Origin of the sequence: Thermotalea metallivorans, assembly GCF_001562415.1 — a bacterium.
GTDB classification, from domain to species: domain Bacteria; phylum Bacillota; class Clostridia; order Peptostreptococcales; family Thermotaleaceae; genus Thermotalea; species Thermotalea metallivorans.
In genome coordinates, this window is sequence record NZ_LOEE01000006.1 from 22139 (window position 1) to 45981 (window position 23843).

The 23843-nt window shown below is 37.7% G+C and carries 31 protein-coding genes; all 31 read left to right on the plus strand.

Annotated elements, in window-relative coordinates:
- The first annotated feature begins 64 nt into the window (after positions 1-64).
- The 31 genes from AN619_RS01175 to AN619_RS01325 all read left to right on the plus strand — a co-directional run bounded on the left by AN619_RS01175 (position 65) and on the right by AN619_RS01325 (position 23839).
- Positions 65-877 (plus strand): DUF4373 domain-containing protein, encoded by an 813-nt coding sequence (locus tag AN619_RS01175; protein WP_068554261.1) that lies wholly within the window; start codon positions 65-67, stop codon positions 875-877.
- Positions 874-2694: a toprim domain-containing protein gene (locus tag AN619_RS01180; protein WP_068554263.1), complete on the plus strand. Its 1821-nt coding sequence runs from the start codon at positions 874-876 to the stop codon at positions 2692-2694. The genes AN619_RS01175 and AN619_RS01180 overlap by 4 nt, the downstream gene beginning before the upstream one ends.
- Positions 2682-2906: a hypothetical protein gene (locus tag AN619_RS01185; protein ID WP_068554265.1), complete on the plus strand. Its 225-nt coding sequence runs from the start codon at positions 2682-2684 to the stop codon at positions 2904-2906. Before AN619_RS01180 ends, AN619_RS01185 begins: the two co-directional genes overlap by 13 nt.
- Positions 2907-2948: 42 nt before the next feature.
- Positions 2949-3830 (plus strand): radical SAM protein, encoded by an 882-nt coding sequence (locus AN619_RS01190; protein ID WP_068554267.1) that lies wholly within the window; start codon positions 2949-2951, stop codon positions 3828-3830.
- Positions 3831-3895: 65 nt separating this feature from the next.
- The gene (locus AN619_RS01195; protein ID WP_068554269.1) at positions 3896-4315 is read left to right on the plus strand and encodes a RusA family crossover junction endodeoxyribonuclease; all 420 of its coding nucleotides are present in this window, start codon (positions 3896-3898) and stop codon (positions 4313-4315) included.
- Positions 4312-4956: a putative metallopeptidase gene (locus AN619_RS01200; protein WP_068554271.1), complete on the plus strand. Its 645-nt coding sequence runs from the start codon at positions 4312-4314 to the stop codon at positions 4954-4956. Before AN619_RS01195 ends, AN619_RS01200 begins: the two co-directional genes overlap by 4 nt.
- A gap of 26 nt (positions 4957-4982) precedes the next feature.
- Positions 4983-5312, plus strand: coding sequence for a hypothetical protein (locus AN619_RS01205; protein WP_068554272.1), 330 nt, complete (start codon positions 4983-4985; stop codon positions 5310-5312).
- Positions 5313-5406: 94 nt separating this feature from the next.
- Positions 5407-5643, plus strand: coding sequence for a DUF370 domain-containing protein (locus tag AN619_RS01210; RefSeq protein ID WP_068554275.1), 237 nt, complete (start codon positions 5407-5409; stop codon positions 5641-5643).
- Between the two features lie 19 nt (positions 5644-5662).
- Positions 5663-6028, plus strand: a complete 366-nt coding sequence (locus AN619_RS01215) for a hypothetical protein (RefSeq protein ID WP_068554277.1) — start codon at positions 5663-5665, stop codon at positions 6026-6028.
- A 266-nt stretch (positions 6029-6294) separates the two neighbouring features.
- Positions 6295-7242 (plus strand): hypothetical protein, encoded by a 948-nt coding sequence (locus tag AN619_RS01220; RefSeq protein ID WP_068554279.1) that lies wholly within the window; start codon positions 6295-6297, stop codon positions 7240-7242.
- A 15-nt stretch (positions 7243-7257) separates the two neighbouring features.
- Positions 7258-7902: a hypothetical protein gene (locus AN619_RS01225; protein ID WP_068554283.1), complete on the plus strand. Its 645-nt coding sequence runs from the start codon at positions 7258-7260 to the stop codon at positions 7900-7902.
- Positions 7903-7981: 79 nt separating this feature from the next.
- The gene (gene terS, locus AN619_RS01230) at positions 7982-8731 is read left to right on the plus strand and encodes a phage terminase small subunit (RefSeq protein ID WP_068554285.1); all 750 of its coding nucleotides are present in this window, start codon (positions 7982-7984) and stop codon (positions 8729-8731) included.
- On the plus strand, positions 8718-9986 hold the full coding sequence (locus AN619_RS01235) for a PBSX family phage terminase large subunit (RefSeq protein WP_068554287.1): 1269 nt from the start codon (positions 8718-8720) through the stop codon (positions 9984-9986). The genes terS and AN619_RS01235 overlap by 14 nt, the downstream gene beginning before the upstream one ends.
- Positions 9987-10002: 16 nt before the next feature.
- Positions 10003-11427, plus strand: a complete 1425-nt coding sequence (locus AN619_RS01240; RefSeq protein ID WP_198153205.1) for a phage portal protein — start codon at positions 10003-10005, stop codon at positions 11425-11427.
- A complete protein-coding gene (locus AN619_RS15475) occupies positions 11420-13198 on the plus strand; it encodes a minor capsid protein (RefSeq protein ID WP_083524914.1) in 1779 nt (592 codons plus the stop codon). The genes AN619_RS01240 and AN619_RS15475 overlap by 8 nt, the downstream gene beginning before the upstream one ends.
- A gap of 13 nt (positions 13199-13211) precedes the next feature.
- Positions 13212-13436: a hypothetical protein gene (locus tag AN619_RS01250; RefSeq protein WP_068554290.1), complete on the plus strand. Its 225-nt coding sequence runs from the start codon at positions 13212-13214 to the stop codon at positions 13434-13436.
- Positions 13437-13588: 152 nt separating this feature from the next.
- Positions 13589-14236 carry a phage scaffolding protein gene (locus AN619_RS01255; RefSeq protein ID WP_068554292.1) on the plus strand — a complete coding sequence of 216 codons (648 nt, stop codon included), beginning with the start codon at positions 13589-13591 and terminating at the stop codon, positions 14234-14236.
- A 22-nt stretch (positions 14237-14258) separates the two neighbouring features.
- Positions 14259-15230 carry a major capsid protein gene (locus AN619_RS01260; RefSeq protein ID WP_068554294.1) on the plus strand — a complete coding sequence of 324 codons (972 nt, stop codon included), beginning with the start codon at positions 14259-14261 and terminating at the stop codon, positions 15228-15230.
- Positions 15231-15276: 46 nt separating this feature from the next.
- Positions 15277-15426, plus strand: a complete 150-nt coding sequence (locus AN619_RS15795) for a hypothetical protein (protein ID WP_157064862.1) — start codon at positions 15277-15279, stop codon at positions 15424-15426.
- A 10-nt stretch (positions 15427-15436) separates the two neighbouring features.
- Complete coding sequence (locus AN619_RS01265; RefSeq protein WP_068554296.1) at positions 15437-15775, plus strand: phage head-tail connector protein; 339 nt, start codon at positions 15437-15439, stop codon at positions 15773-15775.
- A gap of 1 nt (position 15776) precedes the next feature.
- Complete coding sequence (locus AN619_RS01270) at positions 15777-16145, plus strand: hypothetical protein (protein WP_068554297.1); 369 nt, start codon at positions 15777-15779, stop codon at positions 16143-16145.
- A complete protein-coding gene (locus AN619_RS01275; protein WP_068554299.1) occupies positions 16145-16582 on the plus strand; it encodes an HK97 gp10 family phage protein in 438 nt (145 codons plus the stop codon). Before AN619_RS01270 ends, AN619_RS01275 begins: the two co-directional genes overlap by 1 nt.
- Positions 16575-17003, plus strand: a complete 429-nt coding sequence (locus AN619_RS01280) for a phage tail terminator family protein (RefSeq protein ID WP_068554301.1) — start codon at positions 16575-16577, stop codon at positions 17001-17003. The genes AN619_RS01275 and AN619_RS01280 overlap by 8 nt, the downstream gene beginning before the upstream one ends.
- Positions 17004-17008: 5 nt before the next feature.
- On the plus strand, positions 17009-17206 hold the full coding sequence (locus AN619_RS01285; protein WP_068554303.1) for a hypothetical protein: 198 nt from the start codon (positions 17009-17011) through the stop codon (positions 17204-17206).
- Position 17207: 1 nt separating this feature from the next.
- Positions 17208-18530: a phage tail sheath family protein gene (locus AN619_RS01290; RefSeq protein WP_068554305.1), complete on the plus strand. Its 1323-nt coding sequence runs from the start codon at positions 17208-17210 to the stop codon at positions 18528-18530.
- 16 nt (positions 18531-18546) lie between these two features.
- The gene (locus AN619_RS01295; protein WP_068554307.1) at positions 18547-19020 is read left to right on the plus strand and encodes a phage tail tube protein; all 474 of its coding nucleotides are present in this window, start codon (positions 18547-18549) and stop codon (positions 19018-19020) included.
- Between the two features lie 53 nt (positions 19021-19073).
- Positions 19074-19499 carry a phage tail assembly chaperone gene (locus AN619_RS01300; protein ID WP_068554309.1) on the plus strand — a complete coding sequence of 142 codons (426 nt, stop codon included), beginning with the start codon at positions 19074-19076 and terminating at the stop codon, positions 19497-19499.
- A 245-nt stretch (positions 19500-19744) separates the two neighbouring features.
- Positions 19745-20293, plus strand: a complete 549-nt coding sequence (locus tag AN619_RS01310) for a hypothetical protein (RefSeq protein ID WP_068554315.1) — start codon at positions 19745-19747, stop codon at positions 20291-20293.
- Between the two features lie 54 nt (positions 20294-20347).
- Positions 20348-22240 carry a tape measure protein gene (locus tag AN619_RS01315; RefSeq protein ID WP_068554317.1) on the plus strand — a complete coding sequence of 631 codons (1893 nt, stop codon included), beginning with the start codon at positions 20348-20350 and terminating at the stop codon, positions 22238-22240.
- The gene (locus tag AN619_RS01320; RefSeq protein WP_157064863.1) at positions 22233-22886 is read left to right on the plus strand and encodes a LysM peptidoglycan-binding domain-containing protein; all 654 of its coding nucleotides are present in this window, start codon (positions 22233-22235) and stop codon (positions 22884-22886) included. Before AN619_RS01315 ends, AN619_RS01320 begins: the two co-directional genes overlap by 8 nt.
- A 5-nt stretch (positions 22887-22891) precedes the next feature.
- Positions 22892-23839, plus strand: coding sequence for an XkdQ/YqbQ family protein (locus AN619_RS01325; RefSeq protein ID WP_068554325.1), 948 nt, complete (start codon positions 22892-22894; stop codon positions 23837-23839).
- Positions 23840-23843: the final 4 nt, after the last annotated feature.

Sequence of the window (23843 nt, forward strand, 5' to 3'; positions counted from 1 at the left end):
TAACCCACTAATGGAGCCGGAGCATAAGCTCCTCTCCGTTTCTTTTAAAAGGCAGGTGAAAAAAATGGCAAGGCCGCAAAAAGAAGGAATGGATTATTTCCCGCATGATACGGATGCAGTAAATGATGAAAAAATCGAAGCACTAAGAGCTTTATATGGGAATGACGGATATGCTTTCTACTTTATTTTGCTAGAAAGGATATATAGAACGCCTAACTTCGAGATTGATATTTCTGACGCAGAAACCAGGGAAGAAACTTTCAAGATACTTGCTAAAAAAGCACTAGTAACTGTAGAAAGATTTGAACAGATATTTCAAACAGCATTAAAGTGGAATTGTTTTGATAAAGATGCTTATGAAGAAAGGGGTGTTATCACAAGTAAGGGCATTAAAAAACGAGCTGGTGTAGTTGTTGAGAAGCGCGAAAAAATGCGGCTTAGATATCAGGAAAAGCAGGAAAAGTATGAAAATAAACAAGAAATTTCTGACGCAGAAACCGTAGAAGAAAACAAGAGAGAAACCCCACAAAGTAAAGAAAAGAAAAGTAAAGAAAAGAAAAGTATTATTATTATGTCGCCGGAGCAAGAAAAGTTTGTTAATGTCTTAAAAAAAATCAATCATTACCCTCTGGATTTAGAAAAAGATATTGAAATGTTTGAGCGTCTGGTTGAACGATATCCGATGGTTGATCCTATAGCGGCGATAGAAGACTATGCATTATACAAGCTGGATCATCCACTAGATAAAAAGTCTAATCCGCGAAGCCAAATCAATACGGCTTTTCAAAAATGTGTGGAATGGAGGAAATGCCTAAAAAAGAATAATTGTGATCTGCCCGATGTAGAAGACGAACCTAAAGTGAAGGTGAGACGATGAATCCATTTCAGTTTGCTGATAAACATTTATATCCATACAAGATAAGTGGAAATGAAATTCAACCGGTTAAGTGTCCTTACTGTGGTGGAGGACGGCATAACGATAAATATACTTTTGCGCTGAACACAGAGAAATTGATTTTTAATTGCCTTCGTGGTAGCTGCGGCAAAACAGGAACCTTCTATCAGTTATGCAAGGATTTCGGAGAAGAAGCAGATTCTGGAGAGGATTATGAAAGAAGACTTCCGCCAAAGAAAGCATATAAAAAACCCCAGACGGAATTAAAACCGATTGGGAATAGAGTAGCTGAATACTTGAAACTTCGCGGTATCAGTAGAGAAACATGGGAGCGGAGAAAAGTATCTGAGGAAAAAGGGAATATTGTCTTTCCATACTACGAGAATGGTGAATTGGTACTTGTTAAATATAAACTTCCTAGAAAGCCTAATCCAGGAGAAAATAAGAGTTGGAGAGAGGCCGGAGGTAAATCGGTATTCTGGGGAATGGATGACTGTAATCCAAGCAAGCCATTGGTAATTTGCGAAGGTGAAATGGATGCCCTAGCATTGGATGAAGCCGGAGTAGAAAATGTGGTATCAGTACCCAGCGGAACGCAAGACCTCACCTGTGTTGAAAATAATTGGGATTGGCTGCAACAATTCAACAAAATCATCATATGGGCGGACAACGACGAAGCAGGCCAAGAGATGGAGAAGAAACTGATTGGCAAGTTGGGAGAATGGCGCTGTTATACAGTGCGTAGCAAATACAAAGATGCCAATGTCCATCTCTACAAGGAAGGCAAGGAGAGCGTCAAGAAGGCTGTGGAAAATGCAAAAGAGGTACCAGTTGCCGGTATAATTCGATTGGCTAATGTTAGACAGCTGGATTACTCAAAAATTGAAAAGGTAAAATCCAGTATTGAAGGTGTCAATGAGGTTTTGGGCGGCTATATGATGGGGCAAGTCAGCATATGGACAGGGATAAATTCCAGTGGTAAATCAACTTTTTTAGGCCAGGAATTACTGGCGGCTATCGATCAAGGATATAAAGTTTGCGCCTATTCTGGAGAACTGCCAGCATCATTTTTCAAATACTGGATAGATTTGCAGGCTTCTGGACCCAAGAATCTGGATAGAGTATTTGATACTATTAAAAATGAATATGTACCGAAACTAAATAAGGAGGTTGTAAAGAAGATCAGCCAATGGTACGAAGATAAATTTTTTCTATATGATTCTACAAATGGCATAGCTACAGAAAAAGACCTCTTCAAGATATTCGAATATGCAGCCAGGAGATATAATTGCAAAGTGTTTCTTGTGGATAACCTGATGACAACAGAATTCGAAAGAGTGGACAATGATTTTTACAGGGGCCAGTCAGCTTTCGTAGGAAATGTAATCTCCTTTGCAAAACGATTTGATGCCCATGTGCATCTTGTAGCACATCCGAGAAAGGCTTTTGGAAAGCTGACTAAGATGGATGTGAGTGGTAGCGGAGATATAACCAATAGAGCTGACAATGTACTTGCGGTCCATAGACTTTCTCAAAAGGAAAAAGAAAAAGAGGAATACCATGGGCTAGACAACTTGGTACAAATCTTCAAAAATCGGATCAATGGGACCCAGGATGAAGAAGTAGGGTTGAAATTTGACGCCTTTTCAAAACGATTCTATCAAGAAAGAGATATAGAAGGACCTAATAAAAAATATGGTTGGGAATATGGGAAAAGTGAAATTGAAGGTTTCTATGAGGTAGAACAGACTGAACTGCCATGGGATGAAATAGAGGGTGATATCAAATGGGCGACTTAAAACAAAAATATAATGCGCTGTTAAAGCGATATAGAAATGCTGAAAAGTGGATCGATGATCCGGCAAGAACTAGGGAGGAAATCGAGAAATACTATGGACATTATTTGCAAATTATTAACGGTTTAAATCATTATCTTGCCCAACTAAAGCGAATGGGAGTATTTCCAACCACAAAAGAAATATTAGAAGGATTCATATTAGAGCGACCGTAGGTGGCGCAAAATGAGGATTATGTGCCACAAGGGGGTGATGGAATGAAGGTAGGTTTAATTGATGTTGATGGGCATAACTTTCCCAATCTTGCATTAATGAAGTTATCAGCCTTGCATAAGTCAAAGGGAGATCAGGTTGAGATGTTCTTTCCAATGAGTAGTTATGACAGAGTATATATGAGCAAAGTGTTTACCTTTACACCTGATTTTGAAACTGTAATAAATGCTGATGAAATAATCAGAGGTGGCACAGGCTACGATTTAAAAAATAAACTACCTGATGAAGCAGAAAATATTTACCCTGATTATAGCTTGTATAACATCAAAGATACAGCATACGGATATTTGACTAGAGGTTGCCCAAGAGGTTGTAATTTCTGCATTGTAGGAGAAAAGGAAGGACTTAAAAGCTATCAGGTGGCAGACCTTAAAGACTTTTGGAACGGACAAAAGGAAATAAAGTTATTAGACCCTAATTTATTAGCCTGTAATGACAGTATAAGCCTATTACAGCAGCTTGTAGATAGTAAAGCATGGATTGACTTCACACAAGGGTTAGATATAAGGCTAATGACAGATGAAAAGGTTAATATGATAAATAAACTTAAAATCAAGATGATACATTTTGCTTGGGATAATTACGAATTTAAAACCTATGAGAAATTAAAAGAGTTTAGAGCAAAATTAAACTTCAATAATAGAAGATTAAGAGTTTATGTATTAACCAATTTCAACACTCAAATAGAACAGGATTTAGAACGAATTTACAAGCTTAGAGAATTAGATTATGACCCTTACGTTATGATCTATGACAAGCAAAAGGCACCAAAGCTTATTAAAAAAATGCAACGTTGGGTTAATAATAAATTTATTTGGCATAGCGGAACAGCTAACACTTTTGAAGAGTATCTGAAAATCGGTTAATGAACATTACAAGGATAATACGCTTTATGAGGAAAATACGAAATAAGAGTTAGGAGGGGATAGAGATGATCAGACTAACAATTCCTGGGGAACCAGTGGCAAAGGGTAGGCCTCGTGTTCTGAAAACCGGGACCACATATACGCCAAAGAAAACTAAAAACTATGAGACATTGGTCAAGGAGATCTATGTCCTGCAGCATAATGAACCACCCATGGAAGGAGAACTATTCCTTGAGCTGAAAGCATATTTCTCTATACCAAAATCAGCTCCCAAAAAGAAGCAGGCTGCCATGATTCGTGAAGAGATCCGACCAACAAAAAAGCCAGATATTGATAATTTGGTTAAAACCGTGACCGATGCCTTGAATACATTGGCATACAGGGATGATAGTCAAATTGTAGAGGCTAGAGTTGGAAAATACTACTCAGAGCAGCCGAGAGTAGAAATCATTATCCAATCAATAGAGAAGGGGGAAGCAATATGAAGCGGATTCAAATTGTTGATACAGAAACTGGGAACGTAGAAGTCAGTGAAAATGCGAATGGATATCATCTTGTATTTCCAAAGAGAGCAGACACCACAATGAAAATTGTGAAGCATCTTGATATGGGAATGCTTACCAGCAGCAAGGTTATTAAAACACATTATTACGCTCCGATTGTTGAGAAAATCATTAAAAAATTTGAGCCAACATTGGGGCATCTTGAAGAAATGCAGCGGCTAATCATATATATCCAAGACGCAGCTAGCAAAGGGAATAAGAAACAACCGACTCCTGTCGAGATTAAAAAGATAAATGCTTTCGCCAGTGATTTTCTAGGATATAGTTATTTAATGGAATTTAAGGCTTGCTACATAGATCAAATGAGCCATAATCAACTGATAGTGCATATATACAGAGAGCTTTTGAGGATCCATCCTGATGGCAGCATACTAAAGCCTACAGAGAAGCTCACAGGGCATATTCCTCATACGTTGGGAAGGGATTGGGATACAACAAAGGCTGATATTCCGAATATCCTAGAGCAAGATTTTCAATGGAGATTTCCGCCCAAGCTTGTGGAGCAGCTGAGTATTTATGACATCGAAAGGGAAGATGATGAATTAGAAGACAATGACGAATAGGAGTGAGTCCCTGAGGGGGGGATTATATGCAAGATTTAGTGAAAGAACTAGATGAGCAGAGAAAGACTCTGACGAAAGCCATAGGCATATTGAAGAAAAGAGGAATTGAAAAAGCAGAAACAGAGAAAAATTATCGAATAGCGGTGGCTAAAGAAATATTAAAACTCAGAGATGAAGGTATCCCAGTGACCATTATTTCTGACCTGGTTAGGGGCAAAGAAGAAATTGCAGACCTCAAAATGAAGAGAGATATAGCTGAAACGATGTATGAGAGCTGCCTTCAAAAGATATATCAAACCAAACTGGAGCTAGGCATCATTGAGAGGCAAATCGAAGCAGAAAGAAAAGGTGAGTAGGTATGAATCAAGTAATCCTTATCGGGAGGTTAACAAGGGACCCAGAGCTTCGCTTTAACAGAGAAATTTAAAGATAATAGAGGAGGTGTACGTTATGATGATACATGTGGGCTATGGGAATTATGTTGAGGCCAGCAAAATACTTGCCATTACGGGGATAGAATCAGCACCGCTAAGGCGCCAGAGACAACATGCGGCGGATAGGAACAAATTGATCGATTGTACCATGGGGAGGGCTGCCAACTCACTAGTACATCTGGTTGATGGATATATAGTGGCCAGTGCATCGAAACCAGATACACTGCTAGAGAGAACAATGAAATCTGAATAGACAGGTGGGGATATTGGGCATGAACATCTTTACAAACTATAGGGATTTGAAAGTTGAAATAGAGTGTTATAAGTTAAGACTGGATGACCTTAAAAGAGAATTATATGCTTTGGAAAGGATGAAATTTAGTTACTCCCCTGAAGTGTATTTGGAAAAGAATCATTCGTTGTGTAATAGAATTGCAATTATAACAGCAATAATCCAGGACAAAAAACGAACACTGCGGGAGTGGAATAAAAAGTTAAAATCAATGAGCAGCTTAGAATCCCAGATAGCGTATAAGCGTATATGTGAAGGAAAACCCTTAAAGGCTATAGCTGAAGAATTACATATTAGCGAGAGTTGGGCAAAGAAAAAATCTGCGGATATTAGAAAGACATTATAAGAGTGAACTTTTTGTGAACCCGCATTTTGAAAATGTATGATATTATGATAATATGAAAAGATTATATCAAAGCAGTCGGGATCACGAGATCATCCTCCTTTCCCGGCTGCTTTTGTTATGGGGGGATTACTAGCACAACGGATTAATTTATGATTTTATACACTTTATAAATGTCATTATATGTCAAAATAACTCATGATTTGACGAACAAAATATGAAGGATTATTTCCTTTCTTGACGAAATTTGAAGCAAGGAGGGGGATTGTATGAAAACTATGAAAGATTTAGTTGTAGCAAATTTCAATTGTACTTTTGGTAAAGATGATAGACCAATGCTTGACTACTTTGATAAAATTATTTACCCTGCACTTAACGGAGATATTAAAAGAAAGCCTTCGGAAAATGATTATTACTTTTTTGATGAGGTCAAGGTAATTGAATATCAAAAAGACGAATTTGTTTTGGTAGGATTATTGATTAAGAGTACAAAGTTAGAAGTAAAATCAATTTATAAGGAAGGGAAAGGTTTAATACGAATTAATGAAAAATATAATTCCGATCCATATTCTATATTTTTGATTTTTCTAAAAAATCATAGAATGGTTCTTGTGCGAAATCAAAAAGGTAGTCCTGATATCCGTAGTTTTGGCGCTACCATAAATTATGTGATAAATGAATATATTAAAGAAATAAATAGAAACAGACAAAAAGAAAATAAATTGCCTTATGCAAATGTTCATGTGGTTAGCATTCCTTCTCAGCAAACAATCATTGAACAACTCCAAGAGGTGAAACAAATAAATACCTTGATAATGAAATTTTATCCTTTAAATGGTGATATGCCCGTAGGTAGATTATTTAATTCTTTGCGGGATCAAATTGATTTTATGGGTAGCAAAACAGGAAATTTTGTTGCTAACACGCCGAAAAATCGCAGCTATGTTGCTCAACTAATTAGTGAAACAGGGGGAACAGTTGAGCCAACTGTAAAAGTAACATTGCCGAATGGAGATAAAAAAGTATTAAAAAGTGATTCTTTTACAGAAAAAATAGATGTGGAGATAAGCGAAGATGAAGATTTTGAATATAATATCTATGAAATATTAACTAGGATTAAGGAAAGGAAAGAAATAAAAGAAAGCAGCGAAAATCACAAGGTAATATATTTGGAAAATTTAAACAAAATCAAAAAAGTTAGAGATGATTTTAAATAATAAAGGATGATTGGTATGAATCAATCCCAAAAGCACCAACTTAAAGAAAACCTAAAAGATTTACTAGCGGAAGAAACATTTAATGCTGTGCTTAAAAGATCTATTGGGGAGATAAAATTTTCGAAAAGACGAGTTTTTCTGTTATTGATTTTATTGCTTATTTGTTCAATACCTGCAATAAATATTGGTTTTTCTGATAACACTATAGAGAGAATTATTAGAATAATTGACAGAGCTAATGCTTTGATAGTAGCTTTATTAGCGATATTATTTACAGGATATGCATTATTCCAAGCATTAGTTAGCGGAAACACATTAAAACAATTGCTACTACATGAAGAAGGTAAAGCAAGTATGTTTAAAAAATATAATTTGTTTTTCTTTATATTAGCAATAACGTATTTATCAATTATTATTATAAACTTTATATTAATTCTTATATTTGATAATATACCAAGCGATTGGCAACTGCCTTATTTTGATACTCAGACTAATAGCATTATTGCGAGCATTTTAGTTAGCATATATTTTTTAATAATTATAAATTCTATGATTGAGATGAAATGTTTTTTGTATAACTTATATCAATGCTTTTCTGTCAATGCGGTTGCTAGTACGTTGAATATAATAGGAAAAGAAGAACAATATATAGAAGAGTAAAAACTAGTTCAGAGAGCCAAACGGCTCTTTTTTCATTCCCAAAACAAACTCAAAAGCATATGGCGTCGAGGTGGTGAGAGTGGCAGATATAAGAGCCCCGGATACAAAAGAACTGGCCAAAGCCGATTATCTAAAAGGCATGAAATATAAAGACTTAGCAGAAAAGTATGGCGTGACACTCAACACGATAAAATCGTGGAAACAAAGATATAATTGGGACAGAAAAAGTGTGCACACAAAAGAAGAGAAAAATAAAAAGTGTGCGCACAAAAAAAGAGGAGCTCCAAAAGGTAACAAAAATGCAGTTGGCAATTCAGGAGGAGCCGCACCAGCAGGAAATTTAAATGCTTTAAAACATGGGGCATATCAGAGCATATATGCAGGATTTTTATCTGATGAGGAAAAGGCGATATATGAACAAATGACTGCATCGGCAAATATAGACGAGGAAATAAGACTTTTGAGGTTGAAGATTGCCAGGCTGCTCAATAGGGACAGATTAATTGTATACAATGTCTTTGGTACAAGAATAGAAAGAGAGATAACAGAGCAGGAAAGAGAAGCAGGGATATTAGCCTGTATGGATCAATTAAGGCGACTGATAGAAACAAAAGCTTCTATCGCAACAGAAACAGAAAAGATACAGATTGAAAAGGAAAAATTAGAGTTTTACAAATATAAAACAGACATCGAATTACAATTGAAGAGAGAAAGGCTTGAACTTGAAAAACTTAAAGTCCATGGGGAAGATGGCTATAGTGAAGACGATGGTTTCATGGATGCATTAAAGGGAGAAATAGGAGAGGTGTGGGACGATGAAGCAGAATAAAGCACCTTTCAAATTTAAGCCTTTTTCAAAAAAACAAAAGAAAATTCTTACATGGTGGCTTCCTAACTCTCCTGTAAAAGATAAAAATGGCATTATAGCAGATGGAGCTATAAGATCAGGAAAGACTCTTTCAATGTCATTATCTTTTGTACTGTGGGCCATGGAAATCTTTGATCAAAAAAATTTTGGAATGTGCGGTAAAACTATAGGATCCTTTAGGCGAAATGTTCTGTTTTGGTTGAAACTCATGCTGAAAGCTAGAGGCTATAAAGTTGAAGACAAACGAAGTGATAACCTTGTCATTGTTAAAAGAAATGGTAAGGTTAATTATTTTTATATTTTCGGCGGGAAAGATGAAAGATCCCAGGATCTTATCCAAGGAATTACCCTTGCGGGAGTATTCTTCGATGAAGTAGCTTTAATGCCGGAATCATTTGTGAATCAAGCGACAGGTCGCTGTTCGGTTGAAGGCTCAAAGTATTGGTTCAACTGCAATCCGGCAGGACCTTATCATTGGTTCAAATTAAACTGGATTGACAAAAGAAAAGAAAAGGACATTATATACCTTCATTTTACCATGGATGACAATTTAAGTTTATCTGAGGCGGTAAAAGAAAGGTATAGAAAAATGTTCTCTGGTGTGTTTTTTAAACGCTATATCCTTGGCCTTTGGGTAATGGCCGAAGGACTTATTTATGATATGTTCAATGAGGATATCCATAAGGTGCCAACTATTGAACGATCATATACCGAGTATTATGTGTCAGTTGATTACGGCACCCAAAACCCAACCACATTTGGCTTATGGGGAAAATATCAAGGCAAATGGTACAAGATTAAGGAGTATTATTATTCTGGCCGAGAGCAGTCAAGGCAGAAGACGGATGAAGAATTTTATGCTGAGCTTAAAAAATTCATAGGAGATATAAAAGTTAAAGCTGTAATCGTGGATCCGAGCGCGGCTTCTTTTATTGCGTGTATTAAGAAACATGGTAAGTTTAAGGTAAAACAAGCTAAAAATGATGTAATAGATGGAATAAGGAATGTTGCTACGGCACTAAGTAACGGATTAATATTTTTCAACGACTGTTGCGTTAATACGTTTCGCGAATTTTTTTCATATATTTGGGATTCTAAGGCTGCGGAGCGCGGAGAGGACAAACCGGTCAAACAGAATGACCACTGCATGGACAGTGATCGCTATTTTGTAAATACCATAGTCTTTGGCAAGGAATCGATAGAATTTTTGAAGTAAAGGCAGGTGAATACATTTGATAACATGGGCAGAACTCATTAACCAAAAACTCATAAACGAATCTAACATAAATGATTCAAACATTATAAGAGATTTGATCAATAACCATGATACGAAAGAAATGATAGAGGGCCACCGATATTATCATAATGGAAATGATATACGAAACAGAAAACAGTATTACTATAAAGATGGCTATAAACTAGAGGATTATACAAAACCAAATTACAAGATACCTCATAACTGGCATAAAATGCTGGTTGACCAGAAGGTATCTTATTTAGTTGGAAAACCTGTTGTTTTTCAGGCTGAAGACAAATTGTACGAGAAAAAAATTAATTTGCTGTTAGGGGAGGAATGGGACGATAGCCTTGCTGAGCTAGCCAAGAATAGTTCCAATAAAGGTACAGAATGGCTTCATGTGTATATCAATCCAGAAGGTAAGTTTAAATTTATTATCATCCCAGCCGAGGAAATTATACCAATCTATGATACCAGCCTTCAAGAGAATCTCGAGGCCATACTTAGATACTATCCGGTAGAGGTCAATGGGAAAAATAGAATTAGAGTAGAATGGTGGACTAGGGAAAATGTAACTTTCTATATTGAGGATGAGAATGGTGTATTTGTTCTGGATGACACAGAAAGTAATAATCCAGATAGCCATTTTTACTACAATGACAAAGGCTATGGCTGGGGAAAGGTGCCTTTTATAGAGTTTCCAAACAACGAAGAAAGAAATAGCGATCTAAAGTATTATAAAGAACTCATAGACAATTATGATCTGAATGTATCTGATTTAGCCAATAATCTATCAGAAGTGCAGGAGATCATTACCATACTGAAAGGGTATGAGGGTACCCGCCTTGAAGAGTTTAGCGAAAATCTAAGATTTTATAAAGTAATCAAAGTTAGTGGAGAGCCAGGTAGCGGAGTGGATAAGCTGGAACTTAACATTCCTATTGAGGCCAAGAAGGAGATGTTGGACCGAACAGAAGAGAACATCTTCCTTTTCGGTCAGGGTGTGAACATGAAAACCGATAAATTCGGGAATAACCCCAGTGGCGTGGCCTTAAAGTTTATGTATTCATTGTTGGATTTTAAGGCGTCTATCATGGAAAGGAAGTTTAGAAAGGCCATTAAAAGGTTACTGTGGTTTACCACGGAGTACATAAATATATTGGACAGGAAAAAGTATGACAGTGCCACGGTACAGGTGACTTTTAGACGTACTATGATCACAAATGACCTTGAGGATGTGCAAATAGCATCTCAATCTAAGGGAGTTATATCCGATAAGACCATTGTTGCGAATCATCCATGGGTAGAAGATGTGGCTGAAGAATTAGACAGAATTAAGAAGCAAGAAAAAGATGCTATGGATCTGTTGGGTGGATATGATAGCCTAGGAAAAGCAAAAGATGGTGGCGTAAATGAGTAAACCAACTGATAAATATTGGCGAGAGCGTTTTGTTCAGTTAAATGTTGCCCTCTTAAGCAAAGGTGAGGCTTATATCGCTGATATGGATAGGGAATATCGTAGGGCCATAAAAGAAATTGAAAAAGAAATTGAGTTGTGGCTTAGGCGATTGGCAGCCAATAATCAAATTTCACTCTCTGAGGCTAAGCGGCTTTTGAAAAATTTGGAGCTGGAAGAATTTAAGTGGACAGTCCAGAAGTATATCCAAATGGGCAGAAAGAATGCTATTGGTCAGCAATGGTTAAAAGAACTCGAGAATGCTTCTGCTAGGGCCCATATTACTAGGCTAGAGGCAATGATGCTACAAATGAGGCATAGAGTTGAATTGCTGGCTACTAAACAAGATAAAGGCATGCAGAATCTGGCAAAGGAAATTGTAACAGATGGATATTATCATACCATCTATGAAGCGCAGACAGGCTTTGGTGTCGAAATGTCTTTTGCAACTCTTAATGAAAGAACTATCGATATGATATTATCAAAACCTTGGACTATTGATGGGAAAAATTTTTCTGATAGAATATGGGACAATAGACAACAACTAATATCAGAGCTGCATACTAGTTTGGCACAATCTTTTATCCGTGGGGATGCTCCTGATAGGGCTATAGCCCATATCAGCAAAAAGTTTGATGTGTCCAGAAAGCAGGCAGGAAGGCTTGTGATGACTGAATCAGCGTATTTTGCGGCAGAGGGGCAAAGAAGGGCTTATGAGGAGCTTGGTATTGAAAAATATGAAATTGTGGCAATGCTTGATAATCGCACATCTGAAATCTGCCAAGAACTTGATGGAAAAATTCTTGATATGAAACATTATGCCTCGGGAGAAACGGCACCACCCTTTCATCCCTGGTGCAGGACGGTAACAGTACCTTACTTTGAGGATAATTATACTGAAAGATTTGCAAGAGGTGTAGATGGGACAACATATTCGGTACCTGCTAACATGACTTATAAAGAGTGGTACAAAAAATATGTTGTGGAGAGATATGGGCAGAAAGAAGCTCAAATGATGCAAAAGAAAATCCGAAATGAAGCAACCGATAGGAAACAACATAAGAAATATAGGAGAATTCTAGGGGATGATGTTCCAAAGTCATTTGATAAATTCCAGGAGCTAAAGTATAATAATATTGAAAGATGGAATAAAATTAAGGGCGATTACCAAAAGTTGAATGCCTATGAAAAGATTGTCGCCCACGAGCCGAAAATTACAGCTGACTTGCAGGATATATCTAAGTCTACCGAAGTTGAAATGGTTGGGCTAGAGTATCGACTTAAGAGCAAAGAGTCATATATGCGAAAGGTTAATTCCGACAGTAAGAATAGTTTGGACTCAAAAATTATCGATGATACAATCGCAAACACGAATGACGTGATTCGATACACATATCAGGCAGACGGTGATAAGTTGGTGGATGCTTTTACTGCCGTGACCCGAGAGATGGAGGCTAAAGGATATTTGAGGCACAAGCTTAAAAATACTTGGAGTGACAAACGCAATCCATATAAAGGAATTAACGGTATATTTGTTAGTCCAGAGGGGCAGAAGTTTGAAGTGCAGTTCCACACACCGGAGAGTTTCGAACTGAAAAACGGAAAGTTGCACAAGCTTTACGAAGAATACCGGTTAGATAGTACAACACCGGAACGAAAATTCGAGCTAGTCAAAGAGATGTTCACTTTGTCGTCAAAGTTGACAAAGCCGAAGGATATTGAAAAAATTAAGTGAGGATGTGATAACATTGCCTGAAAATTTTTATTTCGCATATGGGTATAACGAACAAAACCGTACGGCTACGAGACTCTACCGCTTTATTGGTGGAAATTTTGAACGGTATGACCCTATAAGTAGAGATTGGAAGCCAGATCCCGAACAGTGCCGAATTTTTATTGGCGAAGATTGGGAATATGATGAGATAACGGAAGAACAGGCATTAGAAATAACCAAAAACTGGAACTACAATTAATAAAAGCACCTTGTCAAACGGTAGGTGCTTTTATTATGCCGTGAAAGCAGGCTTTTTATATTGCCCTTTTTTAGCATTGTTAGGGTAAAAAGAAACAAGACCGCAAGGGTGGAGGGTGACACCTTAAAAAAACTAAGCAGGAGGTAATAAGAATGAATTTGAAAGAATTATTGGGAGAAGAACTATATAACCAGATTGCAGCGGCTTTAAAGGGTAAAGGCCCAGATGGCAAGGACTTAGAAGTGGCTGTGATAAACGATGGAAGCTATTTCCCAAAAGCCAAATTTGATGAGATAAACGAAGAAAGGAAAGAACTTAAATCCCAACTAGAGGAAAGGGATAAACAGCTCAAAGAATTAAAAGTAAAGGTTCAGGGGAATGAGGAACTAACAGCTAAGATTGTTGAGCTTGAGAATTTGAACAAGCAAACAAAAGAAGAGTATGAAGCAAAGATGGCAGCGCTTAAAAAAGAGACAGCTATTGAGCTTAAGCTAAAGGATGAAAAAGCTAAGAATGTAAAGGCGGTAAGAGCACTGCTGGATTTAGATAAGGTTAATCTAGATGGAGATAATTTAATCGGATTGGATGAACAGTTAAAGGCTCTTAAAGAAAAGGAGTCTTATTTATTTGGCGAAGATACTCTAAAGGGTAGAGATCCAAATAAAAAGCATGATCCTTCGGATTCGGATTATAGGAACAATCCTTGGTCCAAGGAACATTTTAATCTAACCGAGCAGGGCAAAATCTTGAGAGAAAATCCAGAATTAGCGGCGAAGTTGAAGGCTGTTGCTGGAAAATAAAAATTAAAGGAGAGAGTAGATTATGACTACAAGAATTCAAGATGTTATTCAACCAGAAATTTTCACTCCCTATACTATTCAAAGAACTATGGAATTATCAGCTCTTATCCAGAGCGGCATTGCTGAAAACAATAGCGAATTTGACAAATTAGCAGGAGGGCCCAACACCTTAATTAATATGCCATTTTGGGATGATTTAACCGGGGAGCCAGAAGTAATGGAAGACACTGGAGAAACGACCCCGGGGAAAATAACAGCTAACAAAGATGTGGCTAGGAAGATGGCATGGGTTAAGTCTTATGGAGCCAATGCACTATCGGCTATGTTGTCCGGGGACGATCCCATGAAAGCTATAGCTGATTTGTTCAGTGCATACTGGAGTAGGCAATATCAACAGATGTTACTTTCTATACTGGATGGGGTGTTTGGAGCCGCTAATATGGTGGATAAGGTCCATGATATTACAGGCCAAACGGGAGATGCATCTTTGATTAGCGGGAGAACTTTTATTGATGCAACTCAAAAAATGGGGGATGCCAAGGATCTGCTCACTGGTGTGATGATGCATAGTGCTGTAGAGGCCTACCTTGCAAAGAACGATTTAATTGAATACAAGGAAGACTCTACAGGGAAGATTAGAATTCCAATATTTATGGGCAAGAGAGTCATTGTTGACGATGCCATGACCTTTGATACCGTAACAGGTGCCGCAGAAGCTTATCTATTCGGGCAAGGGGCTATTGCTTGGGGGAATGGTAGTCATCCAGATATTCAACAAACAGAAGTGGTAAGAAAAGGATTATCACTTGCTGGTGAGGACATCCTAGTAAACAGAAGATTGTCTATTCTGCATCCTAGGGGTGTAAAATGGACTGAGACTAATGTGGCTGGTACTTTCCCAACTTTTTCTGAGTTGGAGAATGGGGCCAACTGGACAAGAGTGTATGAGCCAAAGGCTATTCGTATTGTGAAATTCATGTTCAAAATTGGTTAGTGGAAGGGCCTTAGGGGGCCCTTCTAATTTTTAAGGAGGTAAAATTATGAAGACGGCTTTTGAAAGAAGGGTAGAGAAATTGAGAAAACATGTGTTGGTAAATGAAAAGAACACTAAAAAGCCAGAAGTTGACTTTGCGCAAGTTGAAGGTACAGAGGAAAAGAGTAAGAAACCTACACCGAATAATAAAAAGTAGGTGAGAGCAAATGTCGCAGCTAGATCAATTGAAGTTACTACTTGGTATTACAGATAGTTTAAAAGATGCCATACTACAATTTGTCCTAGATAGGGCAGAAAGTGCCGTGAAAAACTATTGCAATATTATTGAGATCCCATCAGGACTCAATGATGTGATATTGGCCATTGCCATTAAGTTGTACAGAATTGAAAATCTGGGGAGTGAAGAACACGGATCTACTGTTAAATCCATTACTGTGGGGGATACCACTACTTCCTTTGAGTCTAATGCCAGTAAAGATAGGACCAGGGAATTGTTAAATGGATTTGAGACCGATCTTGCTCCTTTTAGAAAGGTAAAGTGGTAGTATGAATGTCTTTGCATTGGCCAGAAAGAGTATAGAATCCACTTATACGGGGCACTGCAGTATTGTGGAATATAAAGAAGTGAAAGATCCCGTCAGCAAAATTACCAAGCATGAAGAGGTAATCGTCCTTGAAAATCAACCTTGTAGACTATCCTATGACAATATTTCAACTACCAAATCCACTGAGTCAGCCCATGAAGTTTCTCAAACCATCAAGCTTTTTATTGCCTCGGAAGTGGAGATTAAGGCGGGCAGTAAGCTGGTAATCAATCAAAATGGCACTACCAAAGCCTATGAATGTTCGGGAGAGCCGGCCATATATCCAACCCATCAAGAGATTAATCTAAAACTATTTAAGGGGTGGGCATAGTGGCTAGGTGGGGAAAGGTAGATTTTAGACAACTCCAAAACCTTCAAAAGAGATTGGAGAGGTTTGAGAAAGCAGAGATGGACCAGTTTAATGAGAAGATGGTAAAGGAACTGGCCGCCAGGATGCTGGCGAGGGTTATAAGAAGAACTCCAGTAGGCCAGTATCCTTCAAATACGGGAAAAGTTGGAGGAACGCTTAGGCGGGAGTGGACAGTAGGTAATGTCACTAAAATAGGTGATGTGTACGAAATTGAGGTATTCAATCCTGTGTACTATGCTGCTTATGTAGAATTTGGCCATAGAACAGCCAACCACCAAGGATGGGTCCCCGGTAGGTTTATGATGACTATATCAGAGCAGGAACTGGAGAGAGAGGCACCAAAGATCATTGAAAAGGCGCTCATGAAGTATCTAGGGGAGGTGTTTAAAGGTGATTGATAAGATAAAAGTTGGTATTAGTCAAAAGCTTAATGTCTTATTTGGAGATGAATATAGAATTTATACCGAAGAAATCAAGCAGGGATTAAAACCGCCTGCTTTTTTTATTAAGACCTTAAACCCTTCCCAAACACAGATATTAGGCAGGAGATATCAAAGAACATATCCATTCGATATTCATTTTTTCCCTTCAGAGAATGGAGCAGAAGCAGAACAATGTGAAAGCATCACAGATCAATTATTCTCCGAGTTGGAGTATATTACAGTAGATGGAAACTTGACTAGGGGAACAGGTATGAATGCTGAAGTTGTTAATGGAGTACTACATTTCTTTATACAATATAACAGCTATGTTTTAAAACCTGAAACTCCACAGGAATACATGGATGATATAACTCAAAGTAGTTATATAAAGAGGTGATATATTTGGCAAAAAAGAAAAACGGGAATTCAGAAGCTATAGAGAAGTCAGAAGTAACCTTTAGTAAAGAGCAAATCTTAAGAAGTAAGACGATACCACATTCAAGAGATATTCTTAATGTGGTCTTAAAAGATGACATGAGATATAGTTTATCGGAAGTAGATAAAGCCGTACAAAAATTTAAAGAAAAGAGGGTGAAGTAGGATGGCATTAGGAGGCGGAACATGGCTTGTGCAAAACAAGGTATTGCCTGGTAGTTATATAAATTTCGTTTCAGCCGCAAGAGCATCGGCTGCCCTGAGCGATAGAGGGTACGTTGCCATACCCCTAGAACTAGACTGGGGGCAAGAAAATGAAGTGATGACCATAGAAGGAGCAGATATCCAAAAGAACAGTTTTGATCTATTTGGATATGCTTATACAGACCCACAGATGCAACCCTTAAGAGAATTATTTAAAGGCGCTAAGACAGCCCATATCTACAGAATTAATTCGGGTGGCGATAAAGCCACAATCACATCTGGGAATCTTACAGCTACTGCTAAGTATGGTGGTGTTAGAGGAAATGACATTAAAATTGTCATTGAAACCAATGTAGATGATAGCAGCAAATTTGATGTGAGTACCTATGTAGGTACTAAGAAAGTAGATACTCAGACTGTAGCTACCATTGCGGATCTACAAGCTAATGGTTTTGTAACCTTTAGCGGTACCGGCGCTCTTACAACTACTGCAGGGGTGAATCTTACTGGAGGAACTAATGGAATAGTCAACGGAGAAGCTTATGCTACCTTTTTGGATAAAATTGAATCCTATAGCTACAATATTCTCGCTTATATGGGTACAGATGATTTAATTAAGGATCTCTTTGTACAGTTTACAAAGCGAATGCGCGATGAACATGGCGTAAAGTTTCAAACAGTACTGTATAGGAAAAGTGCAGCTGATTTTGAAGGTATCATCTCTGTGGAAAATAAGGTGCTAGACGACGGGAAGAGCGAAGCATCTCTTGTATACTGGGTAGCAGGGCAAGAAGCTGGGTGCCCTGTGAATCGGTCTTTGACCAATAAAACCTATGATGGAGAACTTACTATAGACGTGGGCTATAAGCAGTCTGCACTGGTAGAAGGCTTAAAAGCTGGAAAATTTATGTTTCACAGAGTAGGAGATAAGGTGAATGTCTTAGATGATATTAATACCTTTGTATCCTATACAGCAGATAAGAATGAAGATTTTAACAATAATCAAGTCATTAGGGTGTTAGACCAGATAGGTAATGACATTGCGGTGCTTTTTAACATCAAATACCTAGGAAAGGTTCAGAACAATGAAGCTGGAAGGATAGCCTTCTGGAATGACTTGGTGAATTACCACAATGAAATGCAAAAAATCGCCGCCATTGAAAACTTCAAGGCCGAGGATATCGTGGTCGAGAAGGGAATGGATAAAAAGTCTGTGGTGGTCACAGACTATATCACACCGGTAAGTGTAATGACTAAACTTTATATGACTGTGGTAGTTCAATAAGAAAGGAGTGTAGGGCATGGCTGAAATAATGAGTTCAAGGGATGCCATCAGCGGTTCCCTAGCTGAATGTTTTATCATTATAGAAGGTAATCGGTACAATTTTATGCAAGCCATCAATTTAGAGGCCGTTATTGAAAAGAACAAAGTCGAAGTCCCCATACTGGGGAAAACAGGTAAGGGGAATAAGGCTACTGGTTGGAGTGGTTCTGGTTCTGCCACTTTTCACTATAATACATCTATCTTTAGAGAGTTATTATATCGCTATGCTAAAACTGGACAGGATTTTTATTTTGATATTCAGGTTACCAATGAAGATCCTACGTCTACTATTGGGAGACAAACAGTAATTTTGAAGAATTGCAATATTGATGGAGGTATATTGACAAAACTAGATGCCGATGCAGATTATTTAGAAGAAGATTTCGATTTTACCTTCGATGATTTTGAAATTCCTGAGAAATTTAAAATGCTTGAAGGAATGCAGGCATAAGAACAGGAGCCCCATTGTGGAGGCTCCTAATATTTTAGGAGAGGATGAAAAAAATGAGTGGATTGAGTGCATTTTTTGCTGAAAATATAGCCCAAAATGAAACTATCAAATATGTTGTATCTAAAAGGTTTACGGAGAATGGGAAACCTATTGAATGGGAAATAAAAGCTATAACCAGTGATGAAGACGAAGCGATACGAAAATTATGTACTAGAAAGGTACCGGTACCTGGTAAGAAAAATGTATTTACTCAAGAGATAGATTTCAATAAATACTTGGGAATGCTTGCGGTTGCATGTACTGTATATCCAAATCTTAATGATGCATCTTTACAAGATAGTTATAAAGTAATGGGAGCGGATAACCTGCTTAAAAAGATGTTGCTGCCAGGAGAGTATGCTGATTATTTGAAAAAGATTCAAGAGATTAATGGCTTTGAAACTTCAATGGAAGATTTGGTTGATGAAGTAAAAAACTAGTTTTGGGTGGGGATGCTGATGCGAATTATGCTTATTATTGCTTTCATAAGCTAAGGATGCTCCCCTCCCAGTATTTAGGTCTAGAAAGAAAAGAGAAGTCTGCTATCATTGCTTTTATACAGATTAAGACTGAACGAGATGAAAAAGAAGCAAAAGAGATAAAGAAAAGGGTAAGAACTAAGAAATGAGGTTGAAACCCCTCTTGAATTTATTGTATAATGTTGGAAAAAGGAGGGGGATTAAGTATGAAAAAGAAAAAAGGACGGGCTATGAAAATTATTGTAGTTCTATTATTTTTAGGAGCGGTTATAACTTTTGTAGGAAAGTCTGGCGTATTAACCACAGTCCAAAAAGAAACAGAGATACTTATAGATGTAAATCAGTTTGCAAAAATAACTCCTGAAGAACTTATAGCGATTATGGGGGAACCTATAAGCAAAGAAGAATGGAATTTCACAACCAGCAAAGGAAAATTCCCAACAACAAGTTATTATTATGACAATTATGAATTTTTAGTGATCAATGATATGGTAGTAAGAATGAATATTCGCTCAGACAAATATTTTGATGACAATGCAGAAAGCATTAAATTTTCCACAAAAAAGTCTATACTTAAAATGTTAAACATTAAATATGACCCTAACCGGACAAAATTAGTTGCCGATACAGGTGTTTCTTTGAGATTTCAGCCAGTATCGGATAAAGTAGCCGATGTTTGGTGTAGTTTAATGGACGGAAAAAATAAAACGATTGACGAAATAAAAGTAACTTTTGATTTAACCTACTTAGATTAATAGGCAAAAAGCACTTATCAATTTGATAGGTGTTTTTTATTGGGTGGTGATATTTTGGCAACAATTAGAACATCTATTCAATTATATAATGGCATGACCCCAGCCTTAAAGAATATGAATAGTGCATTAAACATGGTATTATCTAGCTTTGAAGCAGTACAAAGAGCATCCAGCAATGTCGTAGACATATCTTCGATACAAGCCGCAAGGGCAGAACTGAACAAAGCTGAAATAGCTTTTAATGAAATAGAGAAAGAAATTCGTGAGTCCAGCAATGCACAACAAAGATTTAATAATGATATCCGAAATGGAGAGGCTGCTGCCAATGGATTATTAAGTAGATTCAAGAATATAGCTATGTCAATGGGGGCTGCATTCAGTTTCAAGAAAATTATTAATGCCTCTGACCAAATGGTTTCTACAACGGCAAGGCTTGATTTAATGAATGATGGGTTGCAAACCACCGAAGAGCTTCAGCAGATGATCTTCCAATCTGCCCAAAAGTCTAGAAGCTCCTACATTGATACAGCCAATGTAGTGGCAAAGCTTGGGATCCTTGCCGGAGAAGCTTTTTCTAGTAATCAAGAAATGGTGGCATTTGCTGAACTTATGAATAAGCAATTTAAAATCGGCGGGGCTTCTATCCAAGAACAAACCTCTGCCATGTATCAGCTCACACAGGCTATGGCTGCAGGAAGGCTCCAGGGGGACGAATTTAGGTCTATCATGGAGAACGCCCCAATGCTTGCAAAATCCATTGCAGAATATATGGGCATGACCACAGGTGAGTTAAGGGAAATGTCTAGGGAAGGGGCCATAACGTCTGATATCATAAAAAATGCTATGTTTGCTGTGGCAGATGAAACAAATGAACGATTTGCCAAACTACCCATGACATGGGGGCAAGTATGGACGTCTATTGTAAATAGAGTGCTAATGTATTCACAACCACTATTACAGTTTATAAATATTCTTGCGAATAATTGGTCAATTATCGAACCAATCATACTGGGTATAGCGGCGGCTACTTTGATTTATTTGACAATTACAAAAGGAGCGGAATTGGCTACAAAGGCATGGACTGCGGCGCAAGCAGCCTTTAACGCTGTAATGGCATTAAATCCTATCGCAATATGGGCTATTGCTATTGTTCTTTTTATTGCACTAATCTATGCGGTAGTGGCAGCAGTAAATAAGCTCACAGGGAAGTCGATTAGTGCAACAGGTGTTATTGCAGCAGCTTTCATGGTTGCGATAGCTTTCATTGGAAACTTGCTTGTTGGATTTTCTAACTTGGTTATTGATGTGGTGGCTGCTATTTGGAATGTAATTGCATCAGTTGCAGAATTTCTTGCCAATGTTTTCAATGACCCGATTGGTTCGGTTGTTCGGTTGTTTGCTAGTATGGCTGACACCATTCTTGGAATACTCCAAGGCATTGCTAAGGCCATTGATGCAATCTTTGGTTTTAATCTTGCAAGCTTAGTAGGAGGATTGAGATCTTCCCTAGGTGGGGCTGTAAGAGATATAGCAGGAGAGGCAAAAATCAAAATTCCTAGAATGGATTCAAGCAAGCTATATCTTGATAGATTCAGTTATGCAAATGCATATAATAAGGGCTACAGTTTCGGAAATAACTTAGGAGATAATTTAGGAAGTAAATGGAACGACATAAAAAATGCTTTTGATGGTATATCTGAAATAGCGGAGAATACAGGAGCTATGAAGGATAGTCTAAATATTTCTGAGGAAGACCTAAAGTATTTAAGGGATCTAGCAGAGAGGGAAGTGATTGACAGGACGGTCCTTAGGGATGTGACTGTCACGCTGACAAATACTTTTGGTGATATCAGGGAGACGGCAGACGTTGATGGCATTATCTCTGAGTTTGAAAGACGACTAGCGGAAGCTATTGAGTCAGAAGGAGAGGGGGATCATCGTGTATAGCTTTTATATGAAAGACATATTGCTGCCGGTGGCCCCTTCAAAACTCACCCTAAAAGTTAAAAATAATAACAAAACTCTTGATCTGATGAATTTAGGAGAAATCAATATTTTGAAAAAAGAAGGCTTAACAGATATTAGTTTTACTGTACTATTGCCAAGCAGAAGGTATCCTTTTTCTGTATATGAGAATGGCTTTAAGGAGCCATCTTTTTATTTAGGCCATTTTGAAAAGTTGAAGGTAGAAAAGAAGCCTTTTCGTTTTATCGTGTCCAGACTATCTCCCGCAGGAGAACTACTCTTTGATACAAATATACTTGTGAGTATGGAATCCTACGAAATTACAGAATCTGCTGAGAATGGGTCAGATATTATGGTTTCTATCGACTTGAAACAATACAGGCCCTATGCAACAGAGATATTAAATGTGGTAACAACACCCCAGCAGGAGAAGATCATAATGAGTGTGGAAATCCAAAGACCATCAAAGGAGCCTGCAAAGAGTTACACGGTAAAGGCTGGAGATAGCTTATGGTCTATTTGTAAAAGGGAGCTTGGAGATGGGAATCAGTATAAGTCAGTAGCAGGGTTAAATGGTATCAAGAATCCGAGCTTAATCCGAGTAGGTCAAGTATTAAGATTGGGGTGATAAAGGTGTATGAACTTCTCATTGAGAATCAAGGTAAGGTTTATAGGCCTTTAGTAGAAGACGGAATTACCTGGACCACTGAAAGGCAAGGAGCTCCCGGAAAGCTTGAGTTTAAAGTATTAAAGGATGATTTAATCAATTTTCAAGAAGGAAATCCAGTGCGCTTTCGTGTTGATGGACAGAATGTATTCTTTGGCTTTGTATGGGATAAACGAAGAGATAAGGACCAGCTAATTAGCGTGATCGCCTATGATCAGCTTCGATACCTGAAATACAAGGATACCTACCTATATACTAATAAGAAGGCTTCAGATGTAATCAAGATGATTGCCGCAGATCAGAAATTAGAAGTAGGGGAGATTGAAGATACCGGATATGTTATTCAACAACGACTGCGAGATAATGAAACCTTCTTTGATATCATTTATGACGCCTTGAGTCTTACATTTGACAACACGAAGAAGCTCTATGTACTCTATGACGATTATGGCAGACTTGCGTTAAGGAATGCGGAGTCCATGATGCTTGATCTCGTTGTAGGGGAAAATGCTGCAGAGAATTTTGAATATGTAACGAGTTTAGATGGAGTATATAACCAAATCAAACTGTCCTATGATAATGAATCTACCGGGAAAAGGGATATTTATATCGCAAAGGATAGTAATAGCATCAACAATTGGGGGCTTCTACAATATTTTGAAAAGATCAATGAGAAGACCAATGTTCAAGTAAAGGCAAATACCTTATTAGAAATCTACAATAAAAAATCTCGCTCTCTTGAGATAAAAAAGGCCATAGGAGATAAACGAGTGAGAGCGGGGACAAGTGTAATCGTATATTTGCCCGGGATTGGCGATACTAGTATTCAAAACTATATGCAAGTGGAAAGGGTTGTACACTATTTTGCAGATAATGAACACTTCATGGATCTGAAATTAAGGGGGCGATTATAGTGGA